22 protein-coding genes and 1 tRNA gene are annotated in these 21,343 nt (G+C 70.2%); 12 read left to right on the plus strand and 11 right to left on the minus strand.

The genetic code is table 11. From position 1 onward, the window contains the following. Window positions 1-146 precede the first annotated feature (146 nt). Window positions 147-1,034 (minus strand): 16S rRNA (cytidine(1402)-2'-O)-methyltransferase, encoded by an 888-nt coding sequence (gene rsmI, locus MMB92_RS28930; protein WP_006483673.1) that lies wholly within the window; start codon window positions 1,032-1,034, stop codon window positions 147-149. Between the two features lie 46 nt (window positions 1,035-1,080). Here rsmI and MMB92_RS28935 point away from each other — a divergent pair, with 46 nt between their 5' ends. From MMB92_RS28935 to MMB92_RS28955, 5 genes are all read left to right on the plus strand, one after another. After that, the gene (locus tag MMB92_RS28935; RefSeq protein ID WP_012492275.1) at window positions 1,081-1,509 is read left to right on the plus strand and encodes a YraN family protein; all 429 of its coding nucleotides are present in this window, start codon (window positions 1,081-1,083) and stop codon (window positions 1,507-1,509) included. A 126-nt stretch (window positions 1,510-1,635) separates the two neighbouring features. After that, window positions 1,636-2,220, plus strand: coding sequence for an SIS domain-containing protein (locus MMB92_RS28940; protein WP_006497445.1), 585 nt, complete (start codon window positions 1,636-1,638; stop codon window positions 2,218-2,220). A gap of 17 nt (window positions 2,221-2,237) precedes the next feature. Next, entirely contained in the window at window positions 2,238-3,038 is an 801-nt protein-coding gene (locus MMB92_RS28945) for a BON domain-containing protein (protein ID WP_277563116.1), read from the plus strand. Further along, window positions 3,035-3,397, plus strand: a complete 363-nt coding sequence (locus tag MMB92_RS28950; RefSeq protein ID WP_006497443.1) for a c-type cytochrome — start codon at window positions 3,035-3,037, stop codon at window positions 3,395-3,397. The genes MMB92_RS28945 and MMB92_RS28950 overlap by 4 nt, the downstream gene beginning before the upstream one ends. A gap of 66 nt (window positions 3,398-3,463) precedes the next feature. Further along, window positions 3,464-3,539, plus strand: a tRNA-Ala gene (locus MMB92_RS28955). A gap of 90 nt (window positions 3,540-3,629) precedes the next feature. Here the strand turns inward: MMB92_RS28955 and MMB92_RS28960 are convergent. The 3 genes from MMB92_RS28960 to MMB92_RS28970 form a co-directional block, all read right to left on the minus strand. Further along, entirely contained in the window at window positions 3,630-5,027 is a 1,398-nt protein-coding gene (locus MMB92_RS28960; RefSeq protein WP_043205720.1) for an enolase C-terminal domain-like protein, read from the minus strand. A 62-nt stretch (window positions 5,028-5,089) separates the two neighbouring features. Further along, window positions 5,090-6,430 carry an MFS transporter gene (locus tag MMB92_RS28965; protein WP_006497441.1) on the minus strand — a complete coding sequence of 447 codons (1,341 nt, stop codon included), beginning with the start codon at window positions 6,428-6,430 and terminating at the stop codon, window positions 5,090-5,092. A gap of 214 nt (window positions 6,431-6,644) precedes the next feature. Next, window positions 6,645-7,619, minus strand: a complete 975-nt coding sequence (locus tag MMB92_RS28970; protein WP_124633764.1) for a LysR family transcriptional regulator — start codon at window positions 7,617-7,619, stop codon at window positions 6,645-6,647. A gap of 40 nt (window positions 7,620-7,659) precedes the next feature. Between MMB92_RS28970 and MMB92_RS28975 the strand changes: the two genes are divergently transcribed. The 3 genes from MMB92_RS28975 (at window position 7,660) to MMB92_RS28985 (ending at window position 10,507) form a co-directional block, all read left to right on the plus strand. Beyond that, complete coding sequence (locus MMB92_RS28975; protein ID WP_006497439.1) at window positions 7,660-8,391, plus strand: glutathione S-transferase; 732 nt, start codon at window positions 7,660-7,662, stop codon at window positions 8,389-8,391. A gap of 136 nt (window positions 8,392-8,527) precedes the next feature. Beyond that, entirely contained in the window at window positions 8,528-9,160 is a 633-nt protein-coding gene (locus MMB92_RS28980; RefSeq protein WP_006497438.1) for a DUF2239 family protein, read from the plus strand. 15 nt (window positions 9,161-9,175) lie between these two features. Further along, on the plus strand, window positions 9,176-10,507 hold the full coding sequence (locus MMB92_RS28985; RefSeq protein ID WP_277563117.1) for a carotenoid oxygenase family protein: 1,332 nt from the start codon (window positions 9,176-9,178) through the stop codon (window positions 10,505-10,507). A 19-nt stretch (window positions 10,508-10,526) separates the two neighbouring features. On the opposite strand, the gene MMB92_RS28990 is transcribed toward MMB92_RS28985, so the two are convergent. The 4 genes from MMB92_RS28990 to MMB92_RS29005 are packed head-to-tail and all read right to left on the minus strand — an operon-like array spanning window position 10,527 to window position 14,787. After that, on the minus strand, window positions 10,527-11,693 hold the full coding sequence (locus tag MMB92_RS28990; protein WP_264835989.1) for an ABC transporter permease: 1,167 nt from the start codon (window positions 11,691-11,693) through the stop codon (window positions 10,527-10,529). 8 nt (window positions 11,694-11,701) lie between these two features. Continuing rightward, window positions 11,702-12,856 carry an ABC transporter permease gene (locus MMB92_RS28995; RefSeq protein ID WP_277563118.1) on the minus strand — a complete coding sequence of 385 codons (1,155 nt, stop codon included), beginning with the start codon at window positions 12,854-12,856 and terminating at the stop codon, window positions 11,702-11,704. A 21-nt stretch (window positions 12,857-12,877) separates the two neighbouring features. Beyond that, window positions 12,878-13,576: an ABC transporter ATP-binding protein gene (locus tag MMB92_RS29000; RefSeq protein ID WP_006484506.1), complete on the minus strand. Its 699-nt coding sequence runs from the start codon at window positions 13,574-13,576 to the stop codon at window positions 12,878-12,880. 5 nt (window positions 13,577-13,581) lie between these two features. Continuing rightward, entirely contained in the window at window positions 13,582-14,787 is a 1,206-nt protein-coding gene (locus tag MMB92_RS29005; protein WP_277563119.1) for an efflux RND transporter periplasmic adaptor subunit, read from the minus strand. A 359-nt stretch (window positions 14,788-15,146) separates the two neighbouring features. On the opposite strand from MMB92_RS29005, the gene MMB92_RS29010 reads away from it, so the two are divergent. Then, window positions 15,147-15,380, plus strand: coding sequence for a hypothetical protein (locus MMB92_RS29010; RefSeq protein WP_006494172.1), 234 nt, complete (start codon window positions 15,147-15,149; stop codon window positions 15,378-15,380). Window positions 15,381-15,460: 80 nt separating this feature from the next. Here the strand turns inward: MMB92_RS29010 and MMB92_RS29015 are convergent, their stop codons facing one another. After that, window positions 15,461-16,231, minus strand: a complete 771-nt coding sequence (locus tag MMB92_RS29015) for a Mut7-C RNAse domain-containing protein (protein WP_212268171.1) — start codon at window positions 16,229-16,231, stop codon at window positions 15,461-15,463. Between MMB92_RS29015 and MMB92_RS29020 the strand changes: the two genes are divergently transcribed. Both MMB92_RS29020 and MMB92_RS29025 read left to right on the plus strand, forming a co-directional pair. Continuing rightward, window positions 16,121-17,197 (plus strand): NAD(P)-dependent oxidoreductase, encoded by a 1,077-nt coding sequence (locus MMB92_RS29020; protein ID WP_256097636.1) that lies wholly within the window; start codon window positions 16,121-16,123, stop codon window positions 17,195-17,197. The two genes, MMB92_RS29015 and MMB92_RS29020, sit on opposite strands and share 111 nt — an antisense overlap. Before the next feature lie 76 nt (window positions 17,198-17,273). Continuing rightward, window positions 17,274-17,909, plus strand: coding sequence for a LysE family translocator (locus tag MMB92_RS29025; protein WP_084749781.1), 636 nt, complete (start codon window positions 17,274-17,276; stop codon window positions 17,907-17,909). Between the two features lie 91 nt (window positions 17,910-18,000). Here MMB92_RS29025 and MMB92_RS29030 read toward each other — a convergent pair whose 3' ends face one another. Continuing rightward, window positions 18,001-19,284 (minus strand): MFS transporter, encoded by a 1,284-nt coding sequence (locus MMB92_RS29030; RefSeq protein WP_277563120.1) that lies wholly within the window; start codon window positions 19,282-19,284, stop codon window positions 18,001-18,003. A gap of 97 nt (window positions 19,285-19,381) precedes the next feature. On the opposite strand from MMB92_RS29030, the gene MMB92_RS29035 reads away from it, so the two are divergent. Beyond that, window positions 19,382-20,311, plus strand: a complete 930-nt coding sequence (locus MMB92_RS29035; RefSeq protein ID WP_058902220.1) for a LysR family transcriptional regulator — start codon at window positions 19,382-19,384, stop codon at window positions 20,309-20,311. A gap of 184 nt (window positions 20,312-20,495) precedes the next feature. Here the strand turns inward: MMB92_RS29035 and MMB92_RS29040 are convergent, their stop codons facing one another. Continuing rightward, window positions 20,496-21,329, minus strand: coding sequence for an OmpW family outer membrane protein (locus MMB92_RS29040; RefSeq protein ID WP_006491960.1), 834 nt, complete (start codon window positions 21,327-21,329; stop codon window positions 20,496-20,498). Between the last annotated feature and the right edge of the window lie 14 nt (window positions 21,330-21,343).

A 21,343-nucleotide genomic window follows, 5' to 3' on the forward strand; every position in this document is an offset into this window, starting at 1 on the left:
GCGTACTTCGATCGGCTGGGTGTGCCCCGACTCTCATAACCTCAACTTCCCGAACCGCCCGGTGCGGACCCGCATGCCGGGTGGTGTGGCAGGGGTACGGCCTCATGGCCGTCCCCTATGCCGATTCCGCGCGGCGGCGGTGCGCGTCAGCCTTCCGTGCCTTCCTTCAGCACGAGCGCACGCGCATACAACGCGTTGCGCGATGCGCCCGTCAGCGCGGCCGCGAGCTTTGCCGCGCTTTTCACCGGCACCTCTTCGAGCAGCAGCCTGAGCAGCGCGTCGTGCGCGGCGTCGTCGGCTTCGCCGCTTGCCGCCGGCGCACCTTCGACGACCAGCACGAACTCGCCGCGCTGCCGGTTCGCGTCGCCGGCGAGCCAGCCCTGTCCTTCGGCCAGGGTGCCCTGGAACAACTGCTCGTGTAGCTTGGTGAGTTCGCGCGCGATCAGCAGCCGGCGCGCGGGGCCGAATGCGTCGGCGAGCGCGGCGACGGTTTCGGCGATCCGGTGCGGCGCTTCGTAGAACACCAGCGCGTACGGGTGCGACACCAGCGCCTGCAGCGCGCTCGCGCGCTGTTTCGCCTTCGGCGGCAGGAAGCCCGCGAACGTGAACGCGCCGGCCCAGTCGCCGGCCACGCTGAGCGCGGTCACGGCCGCGCTCGCGCCAGGCAGCGGAACCACCGCGAAGCCGGCCGCGCGCACGGCGTCGACGAGCCGCGCGCCGGGGTCCGAGATGCCCGGCGTGCCGGCGTCCGACACATAGGCCACGCGTTCGCCGCCGCGCAGCAGCTCGATCACGCGCTGCGCGGCTTCGCGTTCGTTGTGCTCGTGCACGGCGACGAGCGGTTTCGAGATCCCGTAGCGGGCGAGCAGCTGGCCCGTGTTGCGGGTGTCTTCGGCCGCGATGCGGTCGGCGAGGCCGAGCACGTGCAGCGCGCGCAGCGTGATGTCGGCCGTATTGCCGATCGGCGTGGCGACCACGTAGAGCGTGGCGTCCGGGTAGTGCTGCGTATGCGCGAGTTCGAGGAGGGCAGTCATGGCAGGCAATGCACGCAATCGCGGCACGAGCGGAACAAGGACGGCATTGTGCCACGCGGCGCCGGCGCGGCCGGAGGGCGCGCGCGGTCGGCCGCGTTCGGGCGACAACTTTTCCGGCGCGGCGCGATCCAAACCGGTCGGCGCCGCGTTCGAGCAGCGCGCGCGGCAGTTTCTCGAGCGTCACGGTCTGGGGTTCGTCGCCGCGAACGTGACGATGCGCGGCGGCGAGCTCGATCTCGTGATGCGCGAGCCCGACGGCATGCTCGTGTTCGTCGAGGTGCGCGCGCGGCGCAGCACCCGGCATGGCGGCGCGGCCGCGAGCGTCGGCTGGCGCAAGCGGCGGCGTCTGGTCGCGGCCGCGTTGCAGTTCTGGTCGCGGCACGGCGCCGGTGCCGCGTGCCGTTTCGACGTCGTCGCGTTCGAGGCCGGCCGGCTTGCGTGGCTGCGCGACGCATTTCGTACCGACGACGCGTAGCGGCGAGCTGTGACGAGATGTAAAGAGTTCTTGCCGGACCCCCGGAGAGGGCGCCGGAGTACGGTAAACTCGCCGCACCCACGATGTCGCGCGAGTGGTGCCACGCGCCCAGTTCACCAGGAATCGATGTCAGTCGAACGTATTCAGCAACAATTCCGCGACAGCGCCGCGCTTCATGCCGAAGCGGCCGACGCGCTGTCGCTGCCGATCGCAGCCGCGGTCGATGCGATGTTCGCCGCGCTGGCGAACGGCAACAAGATCGTCGCGTGCGGTGACGGCCCGTCGGCCGCCGCCGCGCAGTACCTCGCCGCGTCGCTCGTCGGCGGTTTCGAGCGCGAGCGTCCGGGCCTGCCCGCGATCGCGCTGGCCACCGACGCGTCGCAGGCCGGCCTCGCCGGCGCGGCCGCCGCCGAGCAGTTGTTCGCGCAGCAGGTGCGCGTGCTGGGCCAGACGGGCGACATCCTGCTGGTGCTCGATGCGGGCGGCGCATCGCCGCGCGTGCTTGCGGCGATCGATGAGGCGCACGAGCGCGAGATGACCGTCGTCGCATTGACGGGCGGCAACGACCACACGGTCGCGGCCGCGCTGTCCGACACCGATATTCCGATCAGCGTGCCCGCCGTTCGCGCGGCGCGCATCCACGAAGTCCATCTGCTGACCATCCACAGCCTGTGCGACGGCATCGACGCGATGCTGCTGGGTGAGGATTGAACGAAGGAGAGCCGTCGATGAATCAAAGCCGCGTCAAACAGACGCTCGTCAGAACCACGCTGCTTGCTGCGCTGACGGCGAGCCTCGCCGTGTCGCTGCAGGGCTGTGTGCTCGGGGTCGTGGGGGCCGCGGCCGGCGGCGGCGCGCTGATCGCGACCGATCGCCGCACGCTCGGCGCGCAGACGGAGGATCGCGAGATCCAGGTCAAGTCGCTCACGCAGATCAACAACGGGCTGCCGGACCAGTCGCACGTGAACGTGACGGTGTTCAACCGCCGCGTGCTGCTGACGGGCGAAGTGCCGAACGATGCGTCGAAGCAGCGCGCCGAGGAAATCGTGCGCGGCATCAACAACGTGAACGGCATCGTCAACGAGCTGTCGGTCGAGCCGGCGTCGTCGCTGTCGTCGCGCGCGAACGACTCGTACCTCGAAGGCCGCGTGAAGTCGGAGCTGATTGCGACGAAGGGCATCTCGGCGAACTACTACAAGGTCGTCAGCGAACGCGGCAATCTTTACCTGATGGGCCTCGTGACGGTGGACGAAGGCAATCGCGGCGCGGAAGCCGCGAGCCAGGTGCCGGGCGTCGAGAAGGTCGTGAAGGTGTTCCAGTACGTGAAGCCGCAGGACGCGCAGGCGCTGCAGGACGCGTCGCCCGCGAGCGGCGCCTCCGGCGCGCAGGCGGCTGCCGCACCGGCGGACAACGCGACGGTCGGCGCGGTGCCCGACGCGTCGGTGCAGTCCACGCCGCTGCAGCCGCCCGCGCCGATCTCGAATTCGTCGAGCGTGCATCCGGGCAATCCGAAGGCGAAGGCGCAATGACGGGCATGCAGATCAAATCGATGAAACGCCGGATGGTGCAGGGCGCCGCGGCCGCGGCGCTCGTGGCCGGCACGCTGGGCGCCGCGCATGCGGACGTCGGCGACGGCCTGAAGGTTGCGCGCAGCAACGCGTGCATGGGCTGCCATGCGGTGGACCGCAAGCTCGTCGGCCCGTCGTTCAAGGATATCGCCGCGCGTTACAAGTCCGATCCGCAGGCCGTCGCGAAGCTGTCGAAGAAGGTGAAGGACGGCGGCTCCGGTGTGTGGGGCGCGATTCCGATGCCCGCGCATCCGCGCATGAGCGACGCCGACGTCCGGTCGGTGGTCGAATGGGTGCTGGCTGGCGCGCCGTCAAAGTAACGCGTCGGGGGTGACGTAACCCCTATTGCCAAGCGCGGAAATGCGTGTGTATGATGATTGACTGTTGGGGCGGTAGCTCAGCTGGGAGAGCGTCGCGTTCGCAATGCGAAGGTCGGGAGTTCGATCCTCCTCCGCTCCACCAACGGAATTCGAAAGGCCCGATCGCGAGATCGGGCCTTTTGTTTTACCGTGGCGACCGCGGCCTGTTGCTCGACCGTCTCGCCACCCCGCCCTAGACCCGCCCCAAACTCGGCCGCTTCGGGTCATACGTCCACCCCGGCACCAGATACCGCATCGCGACCGCATCATCGCGCGCCGTACCACCCACCGCGTTGTACAGCGCATGCGCGGCCTCGACCTGCGCGATGTCCAGCTCGATGCCGAGCCCCGGCCGTTCGGGCACGGCCACCTTGCCGCCGACGATCGCGAGCGGTTCGCGCGTGAGCCGCGCATCGCCTTCCTGCCAGATCCAGTGCGTATCGATCGCGGTGATCGTGCCGGGCGCGGCCGCCGCCGCATGCGTGAACATCGCGAGCGACACGTCGAAGTGGTTGTTCGAGTGCGAACCCCATGTGAGTCCCCAGTCGCGGCACAGCTGCGCGAGCCGCACCGAGCCCTGCATCGTCCAGAAATGCGGATCGGCGAGCGGGATGTCGACCGCCTGCAGCCGCACCGCGTGATCCATCTGTCGCCAGTCGGTCGCGATCATGTTGGTCGCGGTCGGGATCCCCGTCGCGCGGCGGAATTCGGCCATCACCTCGCGGCCCGAATAGCCGCCTTCCGGCCCGCACGGATCTTCCGCGTACGCGAGCAGGTGGCCTTGCCCGCGGCACAGCGCGACGGCCTCGTCGAGCGACCACGCGCCGTTCGGGTCGAGCGTCGTGCGCGCGTCGGGAAAGCGCGTCTTGATCGCCGCGATCGCTTCCATCTCGTCGGCGCCGGCCATCACGCCGCCCTTCAGCTTGAAATCGGCGAAACCGTAGCGCTCGACCGCGGCTTCGGCCTGCCGCGCGATCGCGGCCGGCGTGAGCGCCGCCTCGTTGCGCAGCCGGAACCACGGGTCCGGCGCCTGCGCCTCGTCGCGATACGGCAGATCGGTGCGGCGCCGGTCGCCGATGTAGAACAAATACGCGAGCATCGGCACCGCGTCGCGCTGCTGACCTTCGCCGAGCAGTGCCGCGACCGGCACGTCGAGGTGCTGGCCGAGCAGGTCGAGCAATGCGGCTTCGATCGCGGTGATCACGTTGTCGAGCCGCAGGTTGATCTCGTGCGGCTGGCGCAGCACTGCCGCCTCGCCGGCCGACGTCACTTCGTGGCGGATCGTGCGGCCGGCACCGGCGCCTGCGCCGGACAGCGCCGCGCGCACCGCGTTGAGCGTCGCCTGGTAGCGCCCGATCGACTGGCCGACGACGAGATCCGTCATGCGTTCGAGCGCGTGGCGGATGCCTTCGCCGCCCGGTACTTCACCGACGCCCGTGTGCCCGCTGCTGTCGTCGAGGATCACGAGGTTGCGCGTAAAGTACGGCGCATGCGCGCCGCACAGGTTGAGCAGCATGCTGTCGCGGCCGGCGACGGGAATCACCTGCATGCGCGTGACGCGCGGGGTGCCGGCACGGCTCGGTTCGGACATCGGTTCGCTCCTGGTTTCGGTGGCGTGCGGGCCGCCGGACGCGCCGGCGCGGCCCGCGCCGTTCATTGAAGCTCGACGCGGCGGATCTCGCCGACGACGAACAGGTAGCAGATCACGGCGACGAGCGCGTGCGCGACGACATAGACGAGCGCGCCGTTGAACGAGCCGCTGCGGTCGACGATATAGCCGATCGCGATCGGCGTCGTGATGCTGGAAAGGTTGCCGCAGGTGTTGAGCAGCGCGCCGCTCAGGCCGGCGATCTGGCGCGGCGCGGTGTCGGCGTTGACGGCCCAGCCGAGCGCGCCGAGCCCCTTGCCGAAGAACGACAGCGCCATGAACACCACGACGAGCACGTGCGAATCGGTGTAGTTGCAGACGATCATCGACATCGACAGCAGCATGCCGATCACGATCGGCACCTTGCGCGCGACCGACAGCGACCGGCCCTGCCTGAGCAGCGCATCGGACACGACGCCGCCCAGAATCCCGCCGAGGAACCCGCACACGGCCGGGATCGACGCGACGAGCCCCGCGTTGAGGATCGACATCCCGCGCGCCTGCACCAGATAGACCGGGAACCACGTGATGAAGAAGTAGGTGAGGGCGTTGATGCAGTACTGCGCGACGTACACGCCGACCAGCATCCGGTTTCTCAGCAGCGCCTTCACGTGATGCAGCGACGGGCCGCCGTCGCGTCCGCCGATCGCCTGGTCGATGTTCACGAGCGCGCCGCCTTCGGTCAGGTAGTCGAGTTCCGCGCGATTGATGCCCGGATGATCCTTCGGGTCGTACATCGTGCGGTTCCACACCAGCACGAGCGCGAAGCCGAGCACGCCCATCACCGCGAACACCGACTGCCAGCCGAACGCGTGCACGAGCCAGCCCATCAGCGGCGCGAACACGACGGTCGCCGCGTACTGCGCGGCGTTGAAGATCGCCGACGCGGTGCCGCGCTCGGGCGCGGGGAACCAGGTCGACACGATCCGGCTGTTGGCCGGGAACGACGGCGCCTCGGCCGCACCGACCAGGAAGCGCAGCCCGAACAGCAGCGCGAACGCGGCTGCACCGCCGAAGAAGCCGATCCCGCCCTGCAGCAGCGTGAACAGCGACCAGAAGAAGATGCTGAATGCGTAGACGATGCGCGATCCGAAGCGGTCGAGCAGCCAGCCGCCCGGCAGTTGCGCGACCACGTACGACCAGCCGAACGCGGAGAAGATGAAACCCATCTGCACATGCGTCAGGTGCATCGAGCGGGCCAGCGCCGGGCCCGCGATCGCGATGGCCGCACGATCCGCGTAGTTGATCGTCGTGACCGCGAACAGGACGGCCAGCACGAGCCAGCGCACGCGGGTGCGCCGGGCCGTTGCCGACGCGGACGCCGGCAGCGCGTGAAGCGGATTCATGACTCGTCTCCTCCGAAGGGCGGAAGGTGCCGTCGTGCGGCACGCGCGTCGGTGCGCGCGTTGTGTGTATCGATGCCGCCGGCGGGAGACCGGGCACCGGACGCCGAGGCAGGCGGGGCGTCCGGGCCATTCTGTCATGTCGAAATTTGCGCTTTCATGCCAATTGCTGACTTGATCGATTCAGCATTTGAATCGATCGAATGGACGCATGCGGTCACGCGCGCGCGTCGTCCGGGCCGCTGCCGTGGTGACGCGCCACGTGCTGCGCGAGAAACTCGACGGCGGCGCGCACGCCGGGCAGCTGGCCGCGCCGGTGCGGCATCAGCAGCGTCGTCGTGACGGTGCCGGCGCACCAGCCGGGCAGCACGCGCACGAGCGTACCGGACGCGAGCGCGGCGCCGGCGATCCAGTCGGGCAGGCACGCGAGGCCGAGGCCGGCCGTCGCCGCCTGCAGCAGCAGCGTCGATTCATCGGCCTGCAGCCGCAGGCGCGGCGTCACGTCGACGGCGTCGCCGCCGCACTGCAGCCGCCACGGCTGCGGGCCCGGGTGGAGCCCGTCGTGCTGCGCGAGATCGGCCGGCGTGTCGGGCGTGCCGGCCCGCGCGAGATAGGCCGGCGCGGCCACGACGACGATCGGGGACGCCGCGAGCGGCCGTTGCACGAGCGCGGAATCGGGCAGCGGCGCGAAATGGCTGCGCACCGCGATGTCGAAGCCTTCCTGCGCGATGTCGACGAGTCGGTCGCTCGCATGAATCTGCAGCAGCAGCTTCGGGTGCGCGATCGCCAGTGCCGGCAGGCACGGCGCGAGGATGTGCTGCGCGACCGGCACCGAGCTCGTGATCCGCACGACGCCGGCCGGCTCGGCGGCCTGCCGCAGCACCGCGTCGCGCGCGCTGTCGGCCTCGATCACGGCCGCGCGCGCATGCTCGAAGAATTCGGCGCCGACCGGCGTGAGCCGGAAGCTGCGCGACGTGCGATGCACGAGCCGCGCACCGAGCGTGCGCTCGAGCTCGGCCACGCGCTTGCTGACCGTCGATTTCGGCAGGTCGAGCCGGCGTGCGGCCGCCGACATGCTGCCGGCATCCACCGCCTGCACGAACAGGTAGAGATCGTTCAGATTCACTTCCAGCGTCCACATGAAGAAACGAAGGGTTTCGATTTTAGCGGCTACTGCGTCATCGTTCGTCATGGGAGCATGACGGCTCGTTCAACTTTCACGGAATGTCCCGATGTCTCCGATCCTTCTCTACGGTATTCCCGCCGGCTGCTCGTTCGGCTCGATCGTCGCGCTCGAATGGACCGGCCGCCCGTACCGGCTGTCGCGCATCACGATGCCGGGCGCCGTGACGAGCGACGCGTTCCTCGCGCTGAACCCGGTCGCCGAAACGCCGGCGTTCGTCACCGCGAACGGCGACGTGCTGACCGAAAGCATCGCGATCCTCGGCCATATCGGCGCGCAGGCGCTCGACAGCGGCCTCGCGTTTCGCCAGGGCAGCGCGGCGTTCGACCGGCTGAACCGGATGCTGGCGTGGCTGAACACGACGTTCTTCAACGCGTTCGGCGCGCTCTGGTACGTATACGAACACGACACCGAAGGCGCCGAGAAAGCGGCGCTGCAGGCGTACGGTCGCGGCAAGGTGCTGAAGGCGCACCGTCAGCTCGAAGCGCTGCTCGAGCGCGGCGAAGGCCCGTGGCTGCTGGGCGCGCGGCGCACGCTGGCCGATGCGTACTTCACCGGGATCGCGCGCTGGGCCGACTATCACGCGGTGTTCGAGCCTGATGCGTTCCCGCGCGTCGCCGCGCTGCGCGCGCGGCTCGCCGACGATGCCGGCGTGCAGTTCGCGCACGCGATCGAGGAAAACCTGCCGCCGCCGGCGTCGTCGGCGTTCGAAGGACATGTGTCGCTCGACGACGCGCTGGCCAGCGCGCGCGGCATCGTGGTGCCGGCGCGGGCAGCCTGACAGGCGGCACCGGCCACGCGCGCGGCCCGGCAGGGTGGAATCCCGAGGTGATATTTTTTACCCGGATAATATTGACATCCAATTAATACCCGGATAAAAATAGCGTCACTCCGATTCCAGCCTGCGGGCGACCACGATGACCTCTTCCACACTCCTTCCTTCGTACACGGCCTTCGACGGCCACCGGCGGCTCGCGTCGGGTCCGCTCGCGACGGTCGCGCTTGCCGTCCGGCAGGCGGCCGGCGACGCGATGCCCGGCACGATCCTGATCTTCGACGACGCGACGGGCCGCTCGATCGACCTCGACCTGCGCGGCACGGCGGACGACATCCGCGCGCGCTATGCGGCACCGGCGGCCGACGCGTCCAGCGGCGCTGGCGAACCGGCAGGCGCTGGCGCTGCCGAACAGCGCGGCCGCGGCCGGCCGAAGCTCGGTGTGGTGTCGCGCGAGGTCACGCTGCTGCCGCGTCATTGGGAATGGCTCGGCGCACAGCCGGGCGGCGCGTCGGTCGCGCTGCGCAAGCTCGTCGAGGACGCGCGGCGCACGCACGCGGCGGCCGACCGGCAGCGCGACGCGCAGGCGCGCGCGTATCACTTCATGTCGGCGATGGCGGGCGACCTGCCCGGTTTCGAGGAAGCCGCGCGGGCGCTGTATGCGAACGATGCGGCGCGGCTGGCCGAGCTGATCGCCGGTTGGCCGGACGACGTGCGCGACCATGCGCTCGCGCTGGCGCGCGGCGATCTGCCGCCCGCCGCCGAAGACTGCTGACGGAGCGCCGACGCGATGACCGTATTCGACCTGAACCGCGGCGCGCTCGCGCCGGTCGCCGACGAAGTGGACGTCGTCGAGCTGCGCGTGACGGGCGCCATTCCGCGCGAACTCGACGGCACGTTGCTGCGCAACGGTCCGAACCCGCCGGGCGGCCGCTTCGACGGCAACGACATGCTGTCGTGGTGGCCGGAGGCCGCGATGCTGCATGCGATCGCGTTCGACGACGGCCGCGCGGCCGGCTACCGGAACCGCTGGGCGCGCACGCGGCGCTGGGCGGCCGTCCACGCGCCCGGGCAGGCGCCGCAGCTGCCCGACACCAATCCGAACGTGAACGTGCTGCAGCATGCGGGCGAACTGCTCGCGCTGGCCGAGGGCGGCGCGCCGCTCGCGATCACTGCCGCGCTCGATTCGTTCGGCGCGCCGACGCGGCACGCGGGCATCGACGGCGCGATGACCGCGCATCCGAAGGTCGACCCGGTAACCGGCGAGCTGATCCTGTTCCGCGCGGACTGGCGCGCTCCGTGGCTGCGCTACGGCGTCGTGGATGCGCAGGGCGTGCCGCGCGTCAATCTCGAGATCGAACTGGGCGCGCCGTCGATGATGCACGACCTCGCGATCACCGAAACCCGCAGCCTGCTGCTCGACCTGAACGTCGGCTACGACTTCTCGCTGCTGCAGCAGGGCCACCGGATGCCGCTGCGCTGGCACGACGACCGGCCCGCGCGCATCGGCGTGCTGCCGCGCCACGGCGGCGACGTGCGCTGGTTCGGCGTCGAGCCGTGCTTCATCCAGCACGTCGTGAACGCGTACGACTGCGACGCGTCGTGCATCGTGCTCGACGCGGTGCGCTACCCGTCGTTCCTGCGGCTCGACGCGCGCACGGGCCGCTTCGCCGACAACCCGGTCGGCGAGCTGTGGCGCTACGTGATCGATACGGCGAACGGGCTGATCGACGAAGGGCCGCTCGCCGACGGCGGCATCGAGCTGCCGCGCATCAACGAAAGCCGCACGGGGCGCCGCTACCGCTATCTGTACGCGGTCGAGCAGCCGAACAACGCGGAAATGCGCGGCGTGATGCGCTTCGACCACGCGCGCGGCACGACGACGCACTACGCGGTGCCGGCCGGCGACCAGAACGGCGAGCCGGTGTTCGTGCCGCGCCCGGGCGGCGCCGACGAGGACGACGGCTGGCTGCTGGTGATGGTCTACCGCGCGGCGACGGATACGAGCGACGTCGTGATCCTCGATGCGCGCGCGATCGACGCGGGGCCGGTCGCGACCGTGCACCTGCCGCGTCGCGTGCCGGCCGGGTTCCACGGCGCGTGGGTGCCGCGCGAACGTTGAGCGTGAGCGGCGGCGCGCGTCACTGCGCGCGCAGCGCGTCGACGATCTTCAAGCGCGCGGCGCGCATCGCCGGCAGGAACCCGCCGACGAGCCCCATCACGAGCGAGAACACGAGCGTCTTCACGACGATCGCGGGCGTCAGCACGAAGCGGAACGACAGATCCGAGAAGGTCTGGAAGTTGGTCGTCGAGAACGACGCGAACTGCATCAGCGACGCGCACACGAGCCCCGCGACGCCGCCGACGAAGCCGAGCAGCAGCGCCTCCAGCAGGAACGCGACGAGCACGCTGGTGCGCTTGAAGCCGAGCGCGCGCAGCGTGCCGATCTCGGCCACGCGGTTCGCGACCGACGCATACATCGTGATCATCGCGCCGATCATCGCGGCGATCGAGAAGATCGTCGACAGCGTGATGCCGAGGATGTTGATGAAGGTCGACAGCGCCTTCGACTGGTCGCCGTAGAAGGTCTGCTCGCGCTTCGCCTCGTCGGTCAGCCGCGGGTCGACGTCGATGTCGGCCTTGAAGCGCGCGAAGCCGTCCGCGCTCGGGATGCGCAGCACCATCGACGAATAGCTGGTGCGCCGGAACGACTGCATCAGCTGGTCGACGTCGCCCCAGATCTCCGAATCGAAGCCGCTGCCGCCCGCATCGAAGATGCCGACGATGGTCCAGTCGCGCTGCGCGAAATGCAGGCGGTCGCCGAGCTGCGTGCCGCTGAAGCCTTTCGCGATCGCGCTGCCGACGACGATTTCCGACGAGCCGGGCGCGAACGGGCGGCCGGCCACGAGCTTCACGTGCGGACGCAGCGCGAGGCCGGCCGGCGATACGCCGCGGATCACGACGTTCGACGGCTTGCCGGTCGACGTCTTCACGAGCGAGATCAGCACAACGGCTTCCTTCGACACGAGCGGCCGGCCGTCGGGGCCGAGCGCGACGGCCGGGTGCATCTCGAGCGCGTTGGCCTGCTGATGGTCGATCGAACTCTGGATCTCGGTCTCGGCGCCCTTGCGGATCACCACCGCGTTGTCCGGTTCGCCGGTCGACACGAGCGTTTTCGTGAGCCCCGCATCGAGCATCTGCACCGTCGCGAACACGAAGATCACGAGCGCCATCCCGCCCGCGGTGAGCGCGGTGGTGAGGCGCCGGGTCCACAGGTTGCGCGCGATGTAGGTGAGCGGGATCGCCATGCGCGCCTCTAGCCGATCGCCCGCAGGCCTTCGACGACGCGCACGCGCGCGGCCTGCCACGCCGGCACGAGCGCGGCCGCGAGGCCGACCGCGACCGAGCACGCGGCCTGCAGCGCGATCGTCTCGGTCGACACCTTGAACACCGGGAAGATGCCGCCGGCCGCCTGCTTGAACAGGCTCGCGGCGGGCGGCGTCGCGAGGATGCCGAGCCCGCCGCCGGCCACCGCGATCACGACCGATTCGCCGAACACGATCAACGCGAGGAACCCGGGGCCGAAGCCGAGCGCCTTCAGCGTCGCGTATTCGGCCGTGCGCTCGCGGGCGCTCATCGCCATCGCGTTGGCCATCACGGCCATGATGATCAGAATCACCACGTACGACACCAGGCGGATCGCCGCGATGATCTGGTTCGACATCGCGACGAAGCCGAGCTGGAACGCCTGCTCGGTCTCGGTCAACGTTTCGGCGAGCGAGTTCCTGAACACCGCGTCGACGTTGCGCGCGATCGACGCGCCGTCGTCGGGGTTCGCGACGCCGAGCACGAACACGCCGACCTGGTCGGCCTGCCTCGGCGTGCGCTTGCGCACCGTCTCGTTCAGGTAATCCCAGTGGAACACCAGCTGGCGCGTGATCGTCGAATCGTCGCGGCCGTCGAGAATGCCGCGCACGACGAAATCCCACGTGCCCGGATAGATCGTGCCCTTCAGCGGAATCACGTCGCCGACCTTGAAGCCGAACTGCGTCGCGAGCTGGCGGCCGACGAGGCAGCCGCGGCGGTCGCGGTCGTAGTCGGCGCGCTGTTGCGCCGGCAGGATGAATTCCGGGTACAGGTCGAGATAGTTCTCCGACACCGCGAAGCTCGCGAAGAAGTTCTTCGGGTCGCGATAGATGCCGCCGAACCAGTTCGAGCGGACCACGGCCGTCACGCCGTCGACGCCGCGGATGCGGTTCTCGTAGCTGACCGGCAGCGGAAACACCAGCGAGATCGCGTTGCGCGTGACGAGCCGCCCGCTGGACGCGGCCGCCGCGCCCGCGTACCACGCGTCGACGACGGTGTGCAGCAGCCCGAACGCGAGCACTGCGATCGTGAGCCCGAGCACGGTCAAGAGCGTGCGCAGCCGGTGCCGCAACGCGTTGCGCGCGATCAGCTTCAGCACATACATCGCGCGCGCTCCCGCCGCCGGTCAGCCGGCGTGCCCATCGATCAGCTCCCCTTTTTCCAGATGGACGAGCGAGCGCGCGGCGCCGGCCGCATGCGCGTCGTGCGTCACCATGATGATCGTCTTGCCGAGTTCGGCGTTCATCCGCTGCAGCATCGCGAGCACGTCGGTGGCCGACGCGCGGTCGAGGTCGCCGGTCGGCTCGTCGGCGACGATCAGCACCGGATCCGTGATCAGCGCGCGCGCGATCGCGACGCGCTGCTGCTGGCCGCCCGACAGCTCGGACGGGTAATGGCTCGTGCGGTCGCCGAGATTCACCATGTCGAGCACCAGCTCGACGCGTTCGCGCCGCTCGCGGCGCGACAGGTGCGTGAGCATCAGCGGCAGCTCGACGTTCTCGAACGCGGTGAGCACGGGCATCAGGTTGTAGAACTGGAAGATGAAACCGACGTTCGCCGCACGCCATTCGGCCAGTTGCGCCTCGGCGAGTTGCGAGATGTCGAGGCCGCCGACGCGCAGCTCGCCGCTGTCCGGCCGGTCGATGCCGGCCACGAGGTTCAGCAGCGTGCTCTTGCCGGAGCCCGACGGCCCCATCAGCGCGACGAAATCGCCTTCGCCGATGTCGAGCGTGATGTCGGTCAGCACCGGCACGATCTGGTTGCCGCGCCGGTACGACTTCGCGACGTGGCTGAGCTCGACGAGGGGCGGCGGGGCGTCGTTCACGCGCGCTACTTCTTCGCGACGGTCACTTTCGCGCCGTCCTTCAGCTTCGCGTCCGGCGCGAGCACGACCGTGTCGCCCGGTTTCACGCCGCGCACCGCGACCAGCTCGCCGATCCGCATGCCGCGCGTCACGGCCACCGCGTGCGCGCTGTCGTCCTTCACGACGAACACGACCGGCCGGCCGTCGCGCTCGACCACCGCGCTCGCCTGCACGGCCGTCACCGGCTGCCGGTCCTGCGGCGTCGCGGGTTTCGACAGGAATGCGATCTTCGCGCTCATGTCGGGCAGCACGCGCTCGTCGCGGTCGACGAAGCGCACCTTCACGAGCACGGTGGCCTTCGAGCGGTCGACGGTCGGCACGATGCGCGACACGCGGCCCGCGAAGCGCATGTCCGGCAGCGCGTCGAGCTGGATCTCGCACGGCTGCTCGGCGCGGATTTTCGCGATGTTCGATTCGGCGACGTCGGCCTCGACCTCGAGCGTGTCCATGTCGGCGATCGTCACGACCGCGCCCTTGCTGTCCGACGCGGACGAGAACGGCGTGATGTTGTCGCCGACGTTCGCATGCTTCGCGAGCACGATGCCGTCGAACGGCGCGCGGATCACCGTCTGGTCGACCGCGACCTGCGCGGCCTGCGCGTTCGCTTCGGCCGACACGATCGCGGCCTGGTCGCTGGCGAGCGTCGCGCGCGCCTTGTTCACGCGGGCCGTGTCGGTGTCGAGCTGCGCGGCCGGCACCGCGCCCTTCGGCGCGAGCGCGGACGTGCGGCGCAATGCGATCTCGGCGTCCTTCAGTTCGGCCTGCGCGACGCCGAAGTTCGCGCGGGACACCTGCACCTGCGCGCGCGCCTGCGCAAGCGACGCTTGCACGTCGTTGCTTTCGAGCCGCGCGATGATCTCGTCCTTCTTCACGCGCGTGCCTTCGAGCACGCCGAGCCATTCGACGCGGCCCTGGCCCTTCGACGCGACCGCGGCCTTGCGCTGCGGCACGACGTAGCCGGTCGCATTGAGCTGCGTGTCGTTCTGGTACGGGTAGGCGGACGTGACGGACGTGGTGTCGACGGTCGGCCGGCCGGTGAGGGCGAGGCCGGCGACGATCGCGACGACGATCAGCGCGGCGGCGACCGCATAGCGCGCCCAGCGGTGCCGGCGCGGCACTGGGGCGATCGGACGCCGGTCGATTTTCAGTTTGTCCAGATTGTGGTCGGGCAATTTGAGCGCCTCGAGACGGCGGGGGTCGTGTGACCGGCCGCGATCCGGTTTCCGGGAAAGGGACGGATGGACGCCAGTATAAGCGTCGCTCCGGCGCCGCGCGAGCCGGTTTGCGGCGCCGTGCGGCGGCGGCCCGTCGGGCCGGCCGGCGCCGGCCGACAAGCCCGCCCCCGGGGAAACCCGAGGACGCAAGCAACGTGTCAACTTGCCGCGAAGCCGGTGCGTTATGGAACCAGTGCGTCAGGTTTTGTCGCGACGGCACGGCGCAAGCCGTGCCATGCGGCCTGGGGCTCCGATGCGAATGCCTCGCATCTTTAATTACCGGTACGTTTGATTTTTTCTCCGCTAAAGGAAGAACAATGAAGAAGACGCTCGCTTCGATCATCGCCGCAGCATTCGCTCTCGCATCGGTTTCGGCATTCGCACAGGCGTCCGCGCCGGCAGCCGACACGTCGGCCGCCGCTCCGGCACCGGCCAAGAAGGATCACAGCAAGCCGAAGCACCAGCTGAAGCACCACGGTTCGAAGAAGGGCCAGGCGAAGGCTGCAGCCGCATCGGCCGCCGGCACGAACGACGCAGGCACGCAGAACTAAGCGGTTCGCCGCCACGGCCGGCGTTGCCGGCCATCGGTCGGCCAGCCCCGCATGCTTCGGCATGCGGGGTTTTGTTTTTTTCAGGCACCGGATTCACCCGGTTCGTCGGCCCGGACGGGCGGCGGCGCGCGCATCGCGTCGACCACCGCGCGCATGCGCCGCCAGTGCGAGCCTTCCCAGAACACGCGCCGGCACACGTCGCACGCGGCGAAGCGCCGGTGCCGCAGCCGGACGCCGGCCGGCACGCGCGGTGCGGCGGCGGCTGCATCGAGCGGATGCAGCGGCGCGTTGCAGCGCAGGCACAGCCGGAACGGTCGCATGTGCGGCGCGAGATCGAGCCGCTCGAACAGCTCGTGCAACTGGTCGGCCGGCCGCTGCGCATGCAGGTAGCAGCCGCGCACGACCGCACGCCGCTTGAGCAGCTCGCGGTCGCGCGTCAGCACGATCCGGTTCTCCCGCTCGGCGAGCGCCGCGAGTTCGTCGTCGCGGTAGTGGTTGTCGTAGCAGGTGTCGAACCCGGCGAGGCGCAGCAGTTGCGCGAGGCCGCCGAGATGCGCGTCGGCGACGAAGCGCCATGCCGCCGGTGGCGGCCCCGTTGCACCGTTGGCCACCGGCCCGGCGCGTTCGGGCAGGACTTCGACACGGTCGCCGTCGTCGAGCGGCCGGTCGAGTGCGGCCGGCGCGTCGTTCACGTACAGCCGGCCGATTTCGGTGTGCGGGACGCCGAGCGCCTCGATCGCATGCTTGACCGTCGCGTCGCGGGCGCATGCGTGCGCGAACGCCCGGTCGCGCTGCGGGCGCGCGAGAAAGGCGTTCAGTTCGCCGTGAAAGCGGAAGGTCGCGGTCGCCATCCGTGCAGTATCGCACCGCGCCCGGCCGGCGGCAGGCGCTGCAGACCGCCGGCATCTGTGTTTAACTCGCGGCTTCACGGAGCGAAGGAGCAGGACATGGATCTCGGGTTTATCGGGCTGGGCGAAATGGGGCAGGCGATCGCGACGAACCTGCTGAAGGCGGGTCACACGGTGCGGGTCTGGAACCGGTCGCGCGAGCGGGCCGAGCCGCTCGCGGCATTCGGCGCGCAGATCGTCGACACGCCGGCCGACGCGTTTCGCGGCGACGCCGTGTTCTCGATGCTCGGCGACGATGCGGCCGCGCGCGCGGTGTTCGACGATGCGCTGCTGGCCCAGGCGCCCCGTGGGCTGATCCACGTGAACATGGCGACCGTGTCGGTCGCGCTCGCCGAATCGCTCGCGCACGCGCATGCGTCGCGCGGCATCGACTATGTCGCCGCGCCGGTGATGGGCCGGCCCGACGTCGCGGCCGCCGCGCGCCTGACCATCATGGCCGGCGGCCCGGCCGAGGCGATCGACCGCGTGCAGCCGCTGTTCGACGCGATCGGCCAGAAGACCTGGCGCTTCGGCTCGCTGCCGCAGCACGCGAACGTCGCGAAGATCGCCGCGAACTTCACGCTCGCGTCGGCGATCGAGACGCTCGGCGAGGCGTCGGCGCTGCTCGGCGCGCACGGCGTCGCGATGCGCGATTTCCTCGACGTGATCACCAGCAGCGTGTTTCCGGGGCCTGTCTACGAAGGCTACGGGGCGATGATCGCCGAGCGGCGCTACGAGCCCGCGCGCTTCAAGGCGCGGCTCGGGCTGAAGGACGTCCGGCTCGCGCTGGAGGCGGGCGACGCGACGTCGGTGCCGCTGCCGGTGGCGAGCGTCGTGCGCGACAGCCTGCTCGACGCGCTCGCGCACGGCGGCGGCGACCAGGATTTCGCGGTGCTCGGCGAGGCCGCGCTGCGCCGCGCCGGCCGCTGACCCGCGACAGGAACGCGGTGCGCACGGCATAATCGACCGTCCGGTTTTCCTCCATTCATTTCAGGCAGAGGCAGTCATGAATTTGCATACGTGGTGGCTTTTCGTGGCGACGGTGTTCGTCGTGTCGGCGATTCCGGGCCCGAACATGCTGCTCGTGATGACGCACGGCGCGCGGCACGGGCTGCGGCGCTCGTCCGCGACGATGGCCGGCTGCCTGAGCGCGCTGGTGCTGATGCTCGCGGTATCCGCGGCGGGCCTCGGCGCGGTGCTCGAGGCATGGCCGGCGATGTTCAATGCGTTGCGCTTCGCGGGCGCGGCCTACCTGATCTATCTCGGCGTGAAGGCATGGCGCGCCCGCGTGGACGACACGCCGGCGGCCGACGTCGATGCCGTGTCGCACGGGGCGTCGGTGTCGCGCGCGGTGCTGTTCCGCAATGGCTTCCTGGTCGCGGGCAGCAACCCGAAGGCGATCCTGTTCGCGGCCGCGCTGCTGCCGCAGTTCATCAACGCGGCCGAGCCGACGCTGCCGCAGTTCGGCATCCTCGTCGTCACGTTCGCGGTGATCGAGGTGAGCTGGTATCTCGTCTACGCGTCGTTCGGCACGCGTATCGGCGCCACGTTGAAGAGCCAGAGCGTCGCGAAGGTGTTCAACCGGCTGACGGGCGGGCTGTTCGTCGGCTTCGGCGCGATGATGGCGCTGGTCCGTCACTGATTTCCGGCCGGCTCCGGCGTACCGAACGCCCCGTCCCTTGCAAGAGGGCGGGGCGTTCGGCTTTTGGAAGCCGCTTCACCGCGTTGCCTGCTCACGCACGCGGCCGATCCAGCGCCGCCGCGCCGGCCCCGCGTCCAGCCACCAGCCCGAACACGGCCGTCGCGCCCGCGAACGCGAACCCGACACCGCATACCGCGCTCCAGCCGCCCCATGCCCATGCACTGCCCGCGAGCGCCGCACCCAGCGCGCCGCCGCAGAAGAACAGCCCGACGAATAGCCCGTTCAGGCGTCCGCGCGCGGCCGGGTTCAGCAGGTTGATCTCGCGGCGGCCGATCGTCTGGTCGACGATGACACCCGCATCGAGCAGCGCCGCGCCGCCGGCCAGCAGCGCGAGCGCGACGCCGCGATGCGCATGCGCATCGAAGCCGAACCAGCCGGCGCCGGCGACGCCGAGCACGACGAGCGCCGCGAGCATCGTGCCGTGCGCGAGCCGCTGCGCGGCCGGGCCGTGGCCGCGGTCGCCCGCGCGGCCGGCGAGCGGCGTGACGATCGCGCCGCTCGCGCCGGCGAACGCGAACAGCGCAATGCCGTGCAGGTCGAGCGCGAACGGCGGCTGCGCGAGCCGCAGCCCGACGGCGGTCCAGAACGCGCTGAACGCGGCCATCGCGAGCGCGGCCGACAGCGCATGCCGGCGCAGCACCGGCTCGTCGGCGAGCAGGCGCCCCATCGACGCGAGCAACGCGCGGTAGCCGGCCGTGATCGACGGCGTGCGCGCCGGCAGGCGCAGCGCGAGCACGACGGCGATCGCCGCGTTCGCGAGCGCGGCCAGCAGATAAAACGCGCGCCAGCCGGCCGACCCGGCGATCAGGCTCGCGAGCGGCCGCGACAGCAGGATCCCGAGCATCAGCCCGCTCATCACGTTGCCGACCGCGCGGCCGCGCTGCGCTTCGGGCGCCATCGACGCGGCCATCGGCACCAGCATCTGGATCACGCTCGACGCGGCGCCGGCCACGAGCGTCGCGAGCAGGAACACGGTGCCCGACTGCGTGAACGCGGGCAGCGCGAGCGCCGCCGCGCAGACGGCGAGCGTCGCGACGATCAGCCGGCGGTTCTCGAGCAGGTCGACCAGCGGCACGAGCAACGCGAGTCCGGCCGCGTAGCCGAGTTGCGGCAGCATCGCGACGAGGCCGGCGAGACTGGGCGGCAGGTGCAGGTCCGCGCTGATCGGGCCGGTCAGCGGTTGCGCGGCGAACAGGTCCATCACGATCACGCCGACCGTCGCGGCGAAGAACAGCGTCATGCCGGTGCTCAGCACGGGCGGCGCGGCGACGGACGGGGAAACCGGGGCGGAGCAACGGTGGGCAGGGCCGTTCATCGGAAGCCTGGGAGGGAGATCGAAGGAACTCCCATCGTAGGGGCCCGATGTTTATGCGACAATTGAAATATGTCTAACATGATTATGCGAGTTTGTTTTGAATACGCGTGATCTCCAGGCGTTCGTCGCGGTCGTCGACAGCGGGTCGATGGTCGCCGCGGCCGCGAAGCTCCACCTGACGCAGCCGGGCCTGACGCGGCGCGTGCAGAACCTCGAAACGCTGCTCGGCGTGCCGCTGCTCGAACGGCAGAGCAAGCCGCTGAAGCCGACCGCGGCCGGGCGCGACGTCTACGCGCTCGCGCGCAACGTGCTCGGCGCGGTCGACGAGTTGATGGCGGCGGGCGCGCCGGACAGCGAGCCGTCGGGCGAGCTGCGCATCGGCGTGCCGCCGTTCCTGTCCGAGCTCGCGCTGGAGCGGCCGATCGACCGGCTGCGCGATGCATTCCCGCGCCTCACGCTGCGCGTGACGGCCGGCTGGTCGCCTGCGCTGGTGCAGGGCATCGAGCGCGGCGCGCTCGACGTCGCCACCGCGATGGTGCCGGCGAGCGCGACGCTGCCCGACGCGCTGACCGCGACGCTGCTCGCCACGCAGCCGACGGTGCTCGTCGCCGCGCGCGATTTCCCGCTGCCGGACGGCCCGCTGTCGCTCGACACGCTGTCGGGTTTTCCGTGGGTGCTGAGCCAGGACGGCTGCGGAATGCGCTCGGCGCTGAGCCGCGCGCTCGGCGCGGCCGGGCTGCCGTTCGACGTCGCGGTCGAGGCCTTCGGCTCGGAGCTGCAGTTGTCGCTCGTCGCGCGCGGCGCCGGCATCGGCATCGCGCCGCCGAACGCGCTGGCGCGCAGTGCGCATCGCGATGCGCTGCGGATCGTGGAAACGGCGGGGCTGGAAACGCGAATCAACGTGTGGATCGTGCACGGCGCGTTACCGGGCCGGCTGATGCGGCCGGTCGCGCTGCTGCGCGACGCGCTGGGCGAGGTGCTCGAGCGGGAGAACGGAACGGGGTCAGGTGCCGTTACGGCGGACTAGAGGCCGCATTCGAGGGAAAATCCTTATTTTCTCTACGGAAATGTTGCATTGCGGAAACCGATTCGATATCATTGGAACTGTCTCCTCCATGTCTCCTCTGATATGGATTCAGCCCGCCACTTAGGCGGGCTTTTTTTTGCGTGCGATTTTGTCGCGGCGCTTCCGTTGCCGGCTGTCGCCGCGCTCAGAACTTGTACGTCATCCCGACGTAGCTGATGATCGGGTCCGCCTTCAGGTCCGATTTCGACTCGGCGAGCACCGAGCCGTCGGCCGCCTTGATCGTCACCGTCGACGTCGTCTTCAGCGGGATGTAGGTGACCGACGCCACCAGCCCGAAGTGTTCCGTCATGTTGTACTGCAGGCCCGCGTTGAACACCGGCTGCCAGGACGACGACGCCTTCGCTTCCACCGAGGTCGTGCCCGGCTTGCCCGCGCCCGCCGCGAGAATCGCGCCGAGGTTGTCCTGCGTCTGCTTGATGAAGTTCGTGTTGAGCTGCAGGTCGCTGAACCAGTTGTACGACACGCCGAGGCCGAGGAACGGCCGGAACTTCGCGGTGGCCTGCCCGAAGTAGTACTGCAGGATCACCGCGGGGCTCCACTGCCGCACGCTCTTCACGATCGGGTTGACCGAGCCCAGCCCGATGTTCTGCGTGCCGAGCGCGCCGGCCGGGCCGGGCGGCTTGATCGTGCCCTGGCCCGACACCTTGAATACCGGCGGCACGCCGGCCACCGACGTGACCGCGATGTGGTCGGTCAGGAAGTGGCTGACCGTCAGGCCGACGGTGTCCGCGCCGCTCGTGTGCAGCCCGGTGCCCGGTGACGTGAACGACGGCGGCAGCCGCAGCGGCGTGTTGATCGGCGTCGGCGCGACGTTGGTCGTCATCGGCGTGCTGCTCTGCTGCGGCATGATGTGGAACCAGCCCAGCGTGACGACGTTGCTGCCGGCGCTCTGCGCGTGCGCCGCGAGCGGCGCCACGGCGGCGGCGCCGGCCGCCGCGCAGAGAAGGGTTTTCTTCATCACGGCTTTTCCCT

Origin of the sequence: Burkholderia sp. IO2 (assembly GCF_029522185.1) — a bacterium.
GTDB lineage: Bacteria > Pseudomonadota > Gammaproteobacteria > Burkholderiales > Burkholderiaceae > Burkholderia > Burkholderia cenocepacia.

Coding starts and splice junctions, on each gene's coding strand:
- MMB92_RS29020 (WP_256097636.1), top strand. CDS start 16,121: ATGCTTGACCGTCGCGTCGCGGGCGCATGCGTGCGCGAACGCCCGGTC.
- MMB92_RS28985 (WP_277563117.1), top strand. CDS start 9,176: ATGACCGTATTCGACCTGAACCGCGGCGCGCTCGCGCCGGTCGCCGAC.
- MMB92_RS28980 (WP_006497438.1), top strand. CDS start 8,528: ATGACCTCTTCCACACTCCTTCCTTCGTACACGGCCTTCGACGGCCAC.
- MMB92_RS29030 (WP_277563120.1), bottom strand. CDS start 19,284: ATGAACGGCCCTGCCCACCGTTGCTCCGCCCCGGTTTCCCCGTCCGTC.
- rsmI (WP_006483673.1), bottom strand. CDS start 1,034: ATGACTGCCCTCCTCGAACTCGCGCATACGCAGCACTACCCGGACGCC.
- MMB92_RS28945 (WP_277563116.1), top strand. CDS start 2,238: ATGAATCAAAGCCGCGTCAAACAGACGCTCGTCAGAACCACGCTGCTT.
- MMB92_RS28960 (WP_043205720.1), bottom strand. CDS start 5,027: ATGTCCGAACCGAGCCGTGCCGGCACCCCGCGCGTCACGCGCATGCAG.
- MMB92_RS28940 (WP_006497445.1), top strand. CDS start 1,636: ATGTCAGTCGAACGTATTCAGCAACAATTCCGCGACAGCGCCGCGCTT.
- MMB92_RS28995 (WP_277563118.1), bottom strand. CDS start 12,856: ATGTATGTGCTGAAGCTGATCGCGCGCAACGCGTTGCGGCACCGGCTG.
- MMB92_RS29010 (WP_006494172.1), top strand. CDS start 15,147: ATGAAGAAGACGCTCGCTTCGATCATCGCCGCAGCATTCGCTCTCGCA.
- MMB92_RS28950 (WP_006497443.1), top strand. CDS start 3,035: ATGACGGGCATGCAGATCAAATCGATGAAACGCCGGATGGTGCAGGGC.
- MMB92_RS29025 (WP_084749781.1), top strand. CDS start 17,274: ATGAATTTGCATACGTGGTGGCTTTTCGTGGCGACGGTGTTCGTCGTG.
- MMB92_RS28970 (WP_124633764.1), bottom strand. CDS start 7,619: ATGACGAACGATGACGCAGTAGCCGCTAAAATCGAAACCCTTCGTTTC.
- MMB92_RS28975 (WP_006497439.1), top strand. CDS start 7,660: ATGTCTCCGATCCTTCTCTACGGTATTCCCGCCGGCTGCTCGTTCGGC.
- MMB92_RS28965 (WP_006497441.1), bottom strand. CDS start 6,430: ATGAATCCGCTTCACGCGCTGCCGGCGTCCGCGTCGGCAACGGCCCGG.
- MMB92_RS28990 (WP_264835989.1), bottom strand. CDS start 11,693: ATGGCGATCCCGCTCACCTACATCGCGCGCAACCTGTGGACCCGGCGC.
- MMB92_RS29040 (WP_006491960.1), bottom strand. CDS start 21,329: ATGAAGAAAACCCTTCTCTGCGCGGCGGCCGGCGCCGCCGCCGTGGCG.
- MMB92_RS29015 (WP_212268171.1), bottom strand. CDS start 16,231: ATGGCGACCGCGACCTTCCGCTTTCACGGCGAACTGAACGCCTTTCTC.